This window comes from Bergeyella cardium (assembly GCF_003614945.1).
Taxonomy (GTDB): domain Bacteria; phylum Bacteroidota; class Bacteroidia; order Flavobacteriales; family Weeksellaceae; genus Bergeyella_A; species Bergeyella_A cardium.
Window position 1 is genome coordinate 1,456,283 of sequence record NZ_QYCZ01000001.1, and the last position, 13,319, is coordinate 1,469,601.

At 38.0% G+C, this 13,319-nt stretch carries 9 protein-coding genes and 1 CRISPR repeat array; of the genes, 2 read left to right on the forward strand and 7 right to left on the reverse strand.

All coding sequences use genetic code 11. From position 1 onward, the window contains the following. Window positions 1–33 precede the first annotated feature (33 nt). Window positions 34–2,721, reverse strand: a complete 2,688-nt coding sequence (locus D8991_RS06580) for a TonB-dependent receptor (RefSeq protein ID WP_120489351.1) — start codon at window positions 2,719–2,721, stop codon at window positions 34–36. Window positions 2,722–2,858: 137 nt separating this feature from the next. Then, window positions 2,859–3,248, reverse strand: a complete 390-nt coding sequence (locus D8991_RS06585; protein WP_120489352.1) for a ribosomal maturation YjgA family protein — start codon at window positions 3,246–3,248, stop codon at window positions 2,859–2,861. A gap of 102 nt (window positions 3,249–3,350) precedes the next feature. On the opposite strand from D8991_RS06585, the gene D8991_RS06590 reads away from it, so the two are divergent. Beyond that, window positions 3,351–4,829 carry an MFS transporter gene (locus D8991_RS06590; protein ID WP_120489353.1) on the forward strand — a complete coding sequence of 493 codons (1,479 nt, stop codon included), beginning with the start codon at window positions 3,351–3,353 and terminating at the stop codon, window positions 4,827–4,829. Between the two features lie 20 nt (window positions 4,830–4,849). Further along, window positions 4,850–5,767 (forward strand): cation diffusion facilitator family transporter, encoded by a 918-nt coding sequence (locus tag D8991_RS06595; protein ID WP_120489354.1) that lies wholly within the window; start codon window positions 4,850–4,852, stop codon window positions 5,765–5,767. 141 nt (window positions 5,768–5,908) lie between these two features. Here the strand turns inward: D8991_RS06595 and D8991_RS06600 are convergent, their stop codons facing one another. The 5 genes from D8991_RS06600 to cas1 all read right to left on the reverse strand — a co-directional run bounded on the left by D8991_RS06600 (window position 5,909) and on the right by cas1 (window position 13,314). Then, window positions 5,909–8,017, reverse strand: a complete 2,109-nt coding sequence (locus tag D8991_RS06600; RefSeq protein WP_120489355.1) for a zinc-dependent metalloprotease — start codon at window positions 8,015–8,017, stop codon at window positions 5,909–5,911. Window positions 8,018–8,025: 8 nt separating this feature from the next. Further along, complete coding sequence (locus D8991_RS06605; protein ID WP_120489356.1) at window positions 8,026–10,314, reverse strand: zinc-dependent metalloprotease; 2,289 nt, start codon at window positions 10,312–10,314, stop codon at window positions 8,026–8,028. 126 nt (window positions 10,315–10,440) lie between these two features. Continuing rightward, entirely contained in the window at window positions 10,441–10,875 is a 435-nt protein-coding gene (locus D8991_RS06610) for a hypothetical protein (protein WP_162926744.1), read from the reverse strand. 181 nt (window positions 10,876–11,056) lie between these two features. Then, window positions 11,057–12,028: direct repeats of the CRISPR family, unit length 47 nt; unit sequence GTTGTGAATTGCTTTCAATTTGATTACTTTTGTGGATATCACACAGC. 57 nt (window positions 12,029–12,085) lie between these two features. Beyond that, on the reverse strand, window positions 12,086–12,424 hold the full coding sequence (gene cas2, locus D8991_RS06615) for a CRISPR-associated endonuclease Cas2 (RefSeq protein ID WP_120489358.1): 339 nt from the start codon (window positions 12,422–12,424) through the stop codon (window positions 12,086–12,088). Then, window positions 12,421–13,314, reverse strand: a complete 894-nt coding sequence (gene cas1, locus D8991_RS06620; protein ID WP_120489359.1) for a type II CRISPR-associated endonuclease Cas1 — start codon at window positions 13,312–13,314, stop codon at window positions 12,421–12,423. The genes cas2 and cas1 overlap by 4 nt, the downstream gene beginning before the upstream one ends. Window positions 13,315–13,319 lie beyond the last annotated feature (5 nt).

The following is a 13,319-nucleotide window of genomic DNA, read 5'->3' on the forward strand; positions in this document are numbered from 1 at the left end:
AAAATACAAAATTAACAACACCAAATTTAAAATTTAAAATTTATAACTAAGATTAGCTCCGAATGATATTGGTGTAAAGAAATCATACTCTTCTATACTTCCATTATTCAGATTTTTGCGTGCAGGACGGCTATTCAGCACATTATATACATATACCGATGCTTGGAAGCCACTTAGAAAATTCTTCGTAACCCTCAGATGAATATTGTGCAATACCTTACCAAGCCTCTGTGTGGTAGTCTCTGTTGCCTGCCTGTGAATATTCTGATATTTTGCATCTGACCTCTCTGATTCTGGAATTGGATGATAGGTGAGATTCCTGTCATAATAGCCTTCGGGATATTTATTGTTTGCATCTACATAGAAATTATCCAGGAGGAAAGTATTGGTCTGCAATGCCAATATAAGCCCTACTTGGGATAAGTGATAAGCAAAAGTGCCATTGATTCTCGCATTCTCAAAAGCATTCCCCCCAGCAGTAAACACTCCATAAGTATACTCACTGGTTTCTATATTAGACTTTTGAAGATAGCGCACATCAGATTTATCATCGGTTCGTACATAGGTAGCATTAAGGGCAACTTCCAAGTTTAGTGCTTCTATTCTTTTAAAATTTATCCCCAGCTCAATACCTTTATCTACTGAATTAAGCGCATTGGTAATACGGCTGTGTGTATAATAATAATCTTTCTGCCCGATAATCTGATAAGTAGGTGGCTGATTACCATTATAATTGATTTTTACATCAGAAATCTGGGTTTTATTAAGCTCTGATACATTGGTAAAACCATCAAAAAGTTTATTATAATAAGCTGTAAGGCTGAGCATTGCAAATGGAAGTTTATAATCTAAACCCACTTCTGTTTTCCAGCTTTTAGATGGTTTTAAATCCACATTATCCCCTTTGGTTACTACGGTTTGCATTACGGCTACATTATATTTACCTGGCAGTCGAAAGTCCCCTATCAGGTAATCTAAAAATCTATCTCCCGTATAGAGCTGTGCAAGAGTAGGTGCTTTTGAGGTAAGCCCTACCCCACCTCTCAGGCTTATATTTTTATACTTATACGAAGCATTAAACCTTGGTGATAGGGTTTTTATACTGTTCTGAATATCCAATCTGAGCCCCGCATTTAAACTTAATGATGAGTACTCACCTATATCTTTCCTCAAATTATCCTGTAAGTAGGCAGAGTACTGCACACTTGCGGGTACATTTTTAGAGTAGTCATAGTCCCTATACCCCATATTGCTCGCAGCATTAGATATCCCTACAATTGCCGAATTGGTAGTACCAAACCTCCCTCTACCGATATTATCACCAAAGATAAAAGCTCCACCAGCAGATATATTATGCCTCCATTTATTCCTCGATTCTATGAGTTTATACATCTCTACATTCATATTGAGGTTAATCGGTATGCCTTCTACATTCCTCTCAGTCATAAAGGTTACGGGGGTGTAAGGTGCATAATACACCGAATTCTCCATAGCAGTACCGTAAGGTCTTCCACCTAAATTGACGAACTGCTTATCTATATTTGTCTGCTTATCGTAGCTGAATCTCACATTTGCAGAGAGTCCATCTATCCATCGGTCTTTAAATTTCATCGTAAAATTATCAGAGAGAACAAACCCCACTTTTGATGCTTTTACATACCTCGCCTTATAGTCGTCTGGGTCAGTTTTACCTTCATCCAGATTCTTTGCATACTGGAAATTGATTTTATTCCTTACAGTCTTATCTCTACTGCTCATCTCCCAAAGTATTTTACCTACAATTCTTTTATAGTCAGTAAGGTTATTCCTCGGGTTAGGGTTTGCATCCATATAGTTGATAAGAAAATTAATAGCATCTCCTTTTTTATTAATCTGAAAACCTTTGGTAACATCTACCTGATAAGTTCCCCTTTGCAATGAAGCGTTTATTTGAAGAGGTTTTTTGCCCGATTTCGTCTCCACGATAATGAGCCCTGTCGTAAGATCTCCGTATTTTGCATCTGGAATCCCCTGCACTACTTTTATATTTTCTATATCTCCTACGGTTATCTCTCTGAGGTCTGCCCCATAGTTTGGTAAGGATGGAGTGGGTATATCCGTTCTGGAAGAAAGTCCTCTGTACACCGCCGAATATGGCGAACTGTACTGCTGCATATTCTCATTATTAGAAACTGCCAATCCATCTACGAGTACAGATACCCCTGCAGCTTTATTCCCATAGGAATCGTTGTTTCTATTATTAAGGCTTTGGCCACTACCGGTTCGGAAGACTACATTCTTAAACTCATTATTGTTAAGTGGCTTTATAAACTGACCTGGGAGCTGTGTAAGCACATCTGCGATAGAAAAGGACTGATTATTTTTTATCGCTTCTTCCTTTATGTCTATTTCTGAAAATCTGCGCCTTTTTGCTGTAAGCTGCACTTCCTTTATGTATATCGTAGCTGGGCTAAGGAGTACTTCCATATTCTCCTCTGCTCTCTGCTTTATTTCGGTATAGCCCGAAAGAATAAATACCAGCTCTTTATGCCCTTTTAAATCTATTTTAAAGCTCCCGTTAGCATCTGTCAGTGTCCAAGAATCTGTACCTTCTGGGCTAATCTTTACATTTTGCAAACTCTTGCCCGTCTCTTTATCCAGCACCACTCCCTGTACTACCTGTGCATAAGACAACCCCATCAATAACAAAAATCCAAAGAATAAAATCTTTCTTCTCTTCATTGCCAATAAAATATTAGCGCAAATTTATTTAAAATTAATTTAGATTATTCACCTTGCTTAAAATTTAATTTTGGTATGAGAGTACAGACTTCCGCCCTTTGAAATAAGAAACTTATGATTAATTTATAGATAGATACCTATTGCTTACTACCTACTGCATATAACTTGCTACCTAAACCGAGATACATAAGAAGAACACCGATAAAATAGCAAAGAATATCTAACCAAGAAAATGAATTTCCAATGACAATATACATTATACTCCCTTCTTTAAAGCCGAGTAGAGTAGCCAGTTTGAAATACTGAGCAACCTCTACCAACACAGAAAACAGGAATATATAAATAAGAAGTGTACCCTTGTTTTTTATATTAAAAAAGCTGAGAATAGCGGTGTAGAGGAGCATTACAACCAATACATCGCCTATATAGGCTCTAAGGAGAAATATGTCTTTCCAAATAGTAGCGATACAAACCTCTATACCAAAAATGATTAGGCTAAGAAGCCCATATCTCAGATTAAATCTCATCTCTGTTTGCTTTTAAAGGCGCAATTTTAAGAATATTTAAACATCTTTTAATAGATATCTTTTAGTTTTTTATACTTTTGTTCAAAATAATTTTTAAAAAGAATGTCTCAAAACCGAACGAAGACCACAAGCAAAACGGGAATAAAAAATAACCCTAAAATAATGAATGCTTGGGCAGCCTATGATTGGGCAAATTCTGTTTATTCATTAGTAATCACCTCTACCATCTTCCCAATTTACTACTCACTACTCACAACCAAAGGCTATAAAAAAGAATTTATAGAGAGCACCCAGCAGTGGATAAAAGTTCCTGAGAGATATTTCCTTAAAATCTTTGGGGAGGCTTATCACCCAGATGCCGTTTATGGCTATTCGCTCACGGCATCATTTATTATTGTGGTGCTGCTGTCTCCATTCCTCTCTTCGCTGGCTGATACTATTGGAAATAAGAAATCTTTCCTCCAATTCTTCTGTTATCTTGGGGCTACATCGTGTATGGGCTTAGCGATTTTTACGGGGATGAATACCGTTTTCCTCGGGTTGCTGTTCAGTATTACAGCGAGTGTTGGCTTTTGGGGAAGTTTGGTTTTCTACAACTCATTCTTGCCAGATATTGCTTCGCCCGACAGGCAAGATGCCCTCTCTGCAAGAGGATATGTATACGGCTATGTAGGCTCTGTTGTATTAGTAATCATCTGCCTTTTACTGATAAAAGTAGCCGCACAAACCGCTGAAGAATCCAAGCTATACACAAGGGTGAGCTTCCTGCTTACGGGTGCGTGGTGGTTTGGCTTCTCTCAGTACACCTTTAAGCACCTGCCACAGTTTGGGAGCGTGAAGGACAATCTTCCGAAAGATTTAGTACTGCTCAACTATACCAATATCTTTAAGAAACACGCCAAGCAGGGAGGCTTTTTCACTGTTTTAATGGATAATATTCGTTTTTATATCGATATTGGTAAGCAGAGTTTTAAAGAACTGTTCAAAGTACAAAAGCAGCTCTTTGAGGATAGAAACTTGAAGTTCTTCCTTTCGAGTTTTTTCTTTTACAGCGTAGGTATGCAGACAATCTTCCTGATGGCAACCCTCTTCGGAAGCAATGAAATCAACTTGGAACAAGGGAAGCTCATCGCTACTTTACTCATCATACAGATAGAGGCGATTATCGGTGCCATAGTCTTCTCCAAACTCTCCCAGAGGATAGGAAATAAAAATGTTATCTCTATTACGGTAATACTTTGGATTGTTGCGTGCCTCGGTTCGTATCTCCTGAACAAAGAAAACCCAAATGTAGAGTACCAGTTCTACGGCATTGCGGGGATTATTGGCTTAGTAATGGGCGGTTTGCAAGCGCTCTCCCGCTCTACCTACTCCAAACTGCTACCAGAGAACTCTATGGACAATACTACTTTCTTCGGGTTCTATGATGTATTGGAGAAACTCGCGATTATCTTCGGTACCTTTATCTTCTCAGCGCTAATAGACCATTTTAATAATATGAGATACGCCGCCTTGTCTATGAGCTTCTTCTTTTTCATAGGTTTGGTGCTGATTAGGTTCATCAAGGCGAAAAAAAGTTAAACCTTAAAACTTAAAATACTATGGAGCATTCACACGAAGGGCATTGCCACCACTCAGTAAGCAGTCTGGATGCTATAAACCGAGCTTTTTATATAGGCATCGGGCTGAATCTTTTGTATACAATTGTGGAATATGGCGTAGGGTTCAGCATTAATTCTCTGGCGCTTATCTCGGATGCCAGCCACAACCTTAGCGATGTTGCGAGCCTCATCATCTCCCTGCTGGGAATGAAGCTGGCACAAAAAGCTGCAAGCCGTACCTATACCTATGGATATAAGAAAGCCTCTATTTTGGCTTCGCTCATCAATGCTATTCTGTTGGTGTTTATTGTTGCGAATATCTGTATAGAAGCTGTGGAAAGGCTAAGTCTTCCGCCCAATGTAAAGGGTTTGGATATTAGTATAACCGCATTTGTAGGGGTGATGATCAACTCGGTTTCTGCATTTCTGTTTTATAAAGGTCAGAAGCAAGATATCAATATCAAAGGGGCTTTTCTTCACCTAATGGTCGATGCTTTAGTTTCCGTAGGGGTGATTATCTCTGGCGTCATTATCTCACTAACGGGTTGGAATGCAGCCGATATTTTCATCAGCTTTGTAATAGCAGCGGTGATATTAGTCTCCACTTGGCACTTACTCACCGAAAGTCTGAAACTTATATTAGACGGAGTGCCTGCCGACATCAATACAAAGGAAATACAGCAGGCAATAGAGCAACACCCGATGATTGACAGCCTGCACCACCTCCACATTTGGGCAATGAGCAGCTCTCAGAATGCCCTCACTGCACATATTGTCTTAGCACAGGAAATAAGCCTTGCCGATACCGAACAAATAAAAAAAGAACTACGGCACACATTAGCCCACAAAAACATACACCACTCCACCTTTGAAATGGAAGTAAAAGGCTGCCACTGTAAACAAGAGGAGTGCGATTAGAGAAGTTTGATTTAATGAAAGGCTTTACGGTTAAATATCTAATAGTAGATAAGTACTAACAAAAAAAATAGAGACTCTTATATTAAAAAAAGAAATCTCTATTTTCGTAATTCTATGAACATCAAAAAATCTTTAAACAGCTTATTGCTTTATAAATTTCAGATGAAGGGCTCCTTTTGGAGTTTCTATACTTAGGATATAATTTCCATTAGATAACTCAGATACATCATAATTCTGCTGTGGAGCAAATGATTTTAAAAGTCTAGCATTGATATCAAAAACTTTAATTTTTGAACTCTGTGGCAACCCTTTCAGTGAGAAACTGCTCTTTACAGGGTTTGGATAGATAAGTATATCTGATGACTTTAAATCAGTGATTTCTGCAGCAAGACTTGGGTCTTCCTCTACAATGAAACCACCTCTGGCACTTGGTGCTTTTTCGGTAATATCAAAAGCTAAACGGTCTATCACTTCCACTTTTATAATCCCAGCATTTACTTTGAGCTTTGCCGAGCCTACTTCTATCTCACCGATATTGATATTTGGCAATGTTACTTCACAATTTCCATTATTCTCAACCTCCTCTGCAAGAGTATATTTAAAGGTTTGCCCCCAATCATCAGAAAGGAGTATTCTCACTTTGGAATCCGCACCAAAAATAGCTTCATCTACTTCCCAATTGAGGTTGATTTTCTCGCCTCCTTTATACTTTTTCTTTATTGCGGTAGTGATTTTAAATGGTTTGCCTTCTATGACTTTTACGGTAGTCTGTGCAAGGTCGAAATTCGTAATAAAATGGTTCTGAGTACTCATTTTAGGGTCGCTCGCAGCAAGCCAGAAACTAAACTCTCCCGTAGTATCCTGAGGCGGTTGGCTGTCATAGATAGCTCCACCCCTCAAATTGGTATCATATTCTCGTTGAAAACTAACAGGATTGGTCTGAGTGGGCTTATATGCCTTATAAATACTTATAGATGGGGAATTTAAAAGACGAACATCCCTCTGCTGAGCCGAGTAGCTGAGGGCATCTCCATCCGCATCGGTAGCAGGAATATAGAATTGGAAAAAAGTATTTTTCGGAATGATATATTCGGTTTTGAGCTTGGATTTATCAATTACAGGAGGGGTATTGGTAAGCTGCTCACCATAAGGAATATTAGGAAAATTGGCATCTCCTCTCACCTGAGTCCTCTTTTTGTCAATATAGTAAGGAAGAGTTGTGATTCTCTCCCTCATTCGCTGGATACTGGATAGAGAGAAGAAGTTACGAGGTGCTCCATAGCTCATCACAGATTGTCCGCGACCTGGCTCTGTTTTTTCGGAGTCACTCTGCACCACTTGAGTAGAAAAGGTATGCCTCCCTCCAAAGAGATGCCCAATTTCGTGGGCTATCGTTTCCTTAGAATAGTTACTCACAACAGCCGCTGCCTTGCCACTATCGTAAGCACCAAAGATATACGCAAGCCCTACGATACCCGTACGGCTAAAACCCGAGAGCCAAAGCCCAGAATCAAAGTTCTTATCTCCGATAAGCGCACCTATATTGCGAGTTGCATAGCTAATGATATATTCTGGTGTATGATAATCATAAACCATCTCATTTGCAGCATCTTTTATGATGAGTTTTTCATCATTTATCAACTCAAAACGAATACCCAAGTCTCTCATATAGACTTCATTGAGAAAAGCTTCGGTCTGCGCCCAGAAATCCTTGACTTTTTGTACATCCGAATTAAAATAATAATCTGAATAGCGGTTATATGCCACTGCAATAGCAAGCCTGTAAACCCTAAGAATCTCAGTATTTTTAATTTGAGGAGCTTCACTGCCTTCAGAAACAGTATCAAGGTAACGCTTAGCAGACTCACTCTGGTGAATGAGCTCATCTGTACCGCACTGCCCTTCCTCAGAATGATTCTCTTCAGTATAATGAAGCTCACCATTATCAGTATTGATAAAGTACTCCTTTCCATTGTATGACAGGTTCCCAGAAACTGCGTTTGGGCGAATAGAAAGCGTACCGATAAGATTTCCATTGGAATAGCCTACAAAAGTTCGGATGCCCTCACGAGAGAAGGCGGTTTCTCTCTCCTGCCATTGGATAGTCAGCGGGTTACCTGGCAATGGAACCGCCCAACTTATCGCTTCTGAACGATGGAATAATCTCACAATATCCCTTACCTTCTGTGCGCAAAGATTCTGTACAAGTCCTAACAAAAGCAGTACAAAAAATGTCTTTTTTATATTCATTACTCTATTTATTTTTTGATGATTTTAAATGTATGTAAAATGTTATCAGCCTCTACATTAACGATATAAACTCCCGCTGGCAAGTCTGATACAATATACCTCTGCATCTTACCAAAAGATTTGAATTGCTTACCTGAAAGGTCATAGATTTTCAGATTAAAATCTCCCTCTACACCTTCTACTACAAAGGAATCTTTAAAGGGATTTGGGTAAATTCTAAGAGATTTTACTTCCACTTCATCAGTTGAAAGCCCAGCATCATCAGGGTCTATAGTGAATGTCTGTACATATCGGTTTACATTACCTGAACGGTCTTCTGCAAGCCAAACATACTTCTTCTGCTTCTTGCCATTAAGCTCACCAGCTTCCCAGCCTTGGGAAACTTTAACTGCCCCATCGCAATTATCAACAGCTGTAAGCCCTTGCTGAGCGGGAATATCGGCTTCTGTCTTTACTATTTGGTCTTTTGGATAGTCTGACAACTCAGGCGGTGTAGTATCTTGTACCAATATCACTTGTGAATGAGCCACAGGAGATACTTTATCAGCAGAAGCATACCACGAGCGGATGAGTTTATAATTTCCATTCCACAAATCAATCTTTTCCTCTGTAAATTCTATTTTGGTTGATTCATCACCCCCCGTTACCTCTAACTTTGGTACTTCTGGAAGCTGGCTATCCTTACATTGAAAATGAATATCCTTAGGCAAATCTCCGACGAATTTTAATCTATCTTTTTCTATATAAATATACTGAGTAAAGCTGTTTTTATTACCGCAGTTATCGGTTGCTTCCCACTTACGGAGAATATAATGGAGGTGATTTTCCTCTTCATAATCAATATTTGGGATATTATTACCCGTACCACTACAAGATGAAGTAGCGGTAACCTCTGCTTTTGGAGGAATCTCAGTTTTTTTAACGGTAATTACAGGCTCTGGAAGATTTTTAAAAACGATTTTTGGTTCATAAACCTCCATTGGGCTGGGCTCTTTCAGACTTCTTCGGGTATAAAGCGCATAGGCAATATGGTCTATCACTTCTACCTTGAAAATCCCTTCCACCTTATGTTTCGTTCTTTCTGACCCCCAGCTCCAAACCTTTCCTGCCTTTCTTATTCCTGCTGGTAGGCTTACTTTATACTCACCATTATTGGGAACTTCATCTGCTAAGACATACTTATAGGTTTTTCCATAGTCATCTGAGAAAAGTATACGAACTTTAGTATCATTCCCAAAGATATTTCTGTCTACATCCCATTTAATGGTAATAGTATCCCCTTCTTCCATATTTGAAAGTGGCATTACCGAAGTTATTTTAAAGGGAGTACCATCTACTATATTCAGATTCACTTTTTCTATATCATACTGAGTAGCGTGTGGCTGCTGATGAGCTTTCCTCCCTCCATCACTTACGCCCAACCAAAAGGTATACACTCCTCTATCCGATGGTTCTGGTGAAGAATAAGGCACTTTCTGAATTTCATACTCATCTTCTCCATCATCATTTCCAGGATTAGTCAATACCCTCTCATACTTAGCTTCATATTTAACTGTATTATCCTTAGACGGGCTGTAAGCAATGAAATTTGCCTTCCCTGGCTGGTCTATATCCGCCTGATGAGCCATATACAGCAGTGCATCATCCTCTGGGTCGGTAGCATCTATCCTAAATTGGAAGAAAGTATCGGGTGGGATTTTGTACTCTGGCTGTAGTTTTGCACGATTAATCAATGGCGGTCGGTTATTGGTATTAATTCCATAAAAAGGTATCGTGGCCGACTTCTCACCTACCCAATGTTTATGTTCTTCATCGGAATAATAACCTGGATTATAAAATACTCTCTCCTTAATTTTCGATGCACTGACCAATGAGAAGAATACATCATCATCCTTAAAACCATATCCCATTATAGAAGTTCCACTAAGGGGCTCTGTACTGTAAGTTATAGGGCCATTACTAAATGTATGCTTTGAGCCAAACAAATGACCTACCTCGTGTGCCAGCGTATAATTGTTATTAGAGACCAATGCACTCCCTTTGGTGCTTTTATTATAGAAGCCTCCCAGCGTTGCAATACCCAATACCCCTTTTGCAGGCTCGGTAACCATCACTCCTACTTCATAATTATTCTCACCGATTAAGCCATTAATCTTTTGGGTAGAATTGGAGATAATATAATAAAGATTTGTAGTATTAAACAGCTCTTTGTCTTTGGTATCTATAATAAGTCTATCATCATTAATCACCTTAAACTTCATCGCAAGGTCTCTCATATAAAGTTCATTAAGCACCACCTCTGCCGATGCCTAGTAACCTCTAACCCTCGCCTTATTAAAGCCAAATGTTCGAGAAAAATAGCTGTAATCAATCGTAATAGCCAATCGATAAACCCTAAGCACAGGGTCTGTATAAACAAATTTTTACTTCTTATAATCTACTCTCAAAAAGCTCTTTTCTTCAGCGCTATCAGACGCACAAAAGTTCCCAGAGCAAGTTCCACAATTCATATCTGCACCTGAGGTACTAATCACAACTTTCCCCTGTCGAGTATCAATATGATAAGCCTTTCCTACCCACTGAATACTTCCAGAAATATCATTTCTCTGCACCGACAATGCCCCTACCAATTGTTCATTATAGTATCCTATAAAAGTTCGGATTCCTTCCACTGCAAATGAGCTTTCACGCTCATACCATTTTACGGGTACCGATTCATTTCTATCTGTTTGCACCGCCCATTCCACCTGTTTTTTCTGTGAAAATAACGGCAAAATGCTTTTAACAGACTGCTGAGCTTGTAAAATTTGCATAAAAGCCAATAATACAAGTCCCAAAAAAGAATTTAAGAACTTCATAAGCTGAATTTTTAAGAATCTTATTATTAGTTTTTCTGATGAATATTAAAAAATGGCGACAAAGTTAAGATAATTTAATTTAACCTCTCTCTGCTACCTAAGTACAAAACAAATATTTTTAATTTAATTACTTTTGTGGATATCACACAGCATCCATTCCCATAGAGTAACCAAACAGGGCGTTGTGAATTGCTTTCAATTTGATTAGTTTTGTGGATATCACACAGCAGCATATAGCTCCACACATTAGCGCCTTTAGTTGTGAATTGCTTTCAATTTGATTACTTTTGTGGATATCACACAGCCCAACCCTTTTAATGAGATTAGAAATTTAAGTTGTGAATTGCTTTCAATTTGATTACTTTTGTGGATATCACACAGCTCAAATAGGTAGAATTGAAGAACCTACTTTGTTGTGAATTGCTTTCAATTTGATTACTTTTGTGGATATCACACAGCATTGGAAATGTTTGGAATTTCTTATACCATGTTGTGAATTGCTTTCAATTTGATTACTTTTGTGGATATCACACAGCTTATTCCTAGTACTCGGTAGAGGTACCGGTAGTTGTGAATTGCTTTCAATTTGATTACTTTTGTGGATATCACACAGCTGTATCTGAGTACTGGGCAATATCCCCCTAGTTGTGAATTGCTTTCAATTTGATTACTTTTGTGGATATCACACAGCGGTGTCTCTGGAAAAGAATATAGCGCACCAGTTGTGAATTGCTTTCAATTTGATTACTTTTGTGGATATCACACAGCCAGGGGCTGTATTTAAATCGCTATAATGTTGTTGTGAATTGCTTTCAATTTGATTACTTTTGTGGATATCACACAGCAACAAATATGCTCATACTCTAAAAATAATAGTTGTGAATTGCTTTCAATTTGATTACTTTTGTGGATATCACACAGCATATAGTTGTTATTAGTGTTTTCTTGTATAGTTGTGAATTGCTTTCAATTTGATTACTTTTGTGGATATCACACAGCGGTGCAATTTACATCACCATTGGGCAGGGGGTTGTGAATTGCTTTCAATTTGATTACTTTTGTGGATATCACACAGCGTTTTGAAAGTTTATGCTAACAAATTAGCAGTTGTGAATTGCTTTCAATTTGATTACTTTTGTGGATATCACACAGCCTCAAAATAAAAACCTTTGTTAATCAAAGGTTTTTATTTTTAATCAGAATTGAAAATTTAAAATAATTCGAGCTGCTGCCAAGTAGGAGGAGGCAATTCTTGCTTTCTAGAATAAAAAATTTCAATACCCTCAAACTGTTTGTCCGTAATACACATTATCGCTACTTTACCATATTTAGGTAGAATATCTTTTACCCTGCGGATATGAACTTCTGCATTTTCCCTGCTTGGACAATGCCTAATGTACATTGAAAATTGAAAGAGAGAAAAACCATCATCAACTAATTGTTTTCTAAATAAATTGGCTGCTTTCATACTTGCCTTGGAATCGGTAGGCAAATCATATAAAACCATTACCCACATAACTCTATATGCATTTAAGCGTTCATTTTTCATAACATTTCAGGATAGGATATTTGTCTTTTCTCCCCTGTATAGCACTTGTACAATGATGATACGGTCATCTTTACCGCAACTATTAATGGACGATTAAGTCTATCTATTAAAATGTCTTTTGATGCTATATTTAAAAAATGATTTTTAGCTTCTTTATCCAATTCTTCAGACTCTGGATTTCGCATTATCCAATCCATCACTAGTAAATCTACAAATGGTCGATAAGGTTCCATTATATCGCTTGCCAAGCAATACGGATTATATTTATTTTTATGAAAAATCCCTAAGACCAATAATAAACCCGTATCTACAATAGCTCTAGCAACAATGCTATGAAGTACTCCATAACCAAAATTAAAGAACAAATTAGGATAATCACCAAACCGCCCCCTAAGAAAGTCTGGATTAATTAAATTTTTCCAGTAATGCTGAGCAGCAATACCTTCCATATTTGTAACATCACCTGATTTAACATTTTTTAGATAATCATACATTGGCTCTGAAAATCTTCCTAACTTATTTAGAACCTTAATCTGATTCTGTATTTTACACTCAATGGTTTGCTTCCAAAGTTGCTTTTTAAGAGGTTCGCTGGCTTCTATCTGATGCTTCACTCTCTCAGAATATTGTGTATGCCCATTGGTTGGAAGCATAATCCCTTGAGGCAAGTGCTTCGTATCACAACTAATAACCACAACTTTAGCCTCCATCATTTTCTGAATTAACTGATGAGAAAGTGTAATCTGCCAATGATCAAGCATTAATAATCCTAAATCTTCTACAGCTACACTTCCTTTCTCAATTTTAGACTCAGGACAAATAATTTTTAACTGTTTATCTTTCAGCTTTAAGTAAGCTGGATTACCAATATATATGGAACGGTAAAGCATAGTTT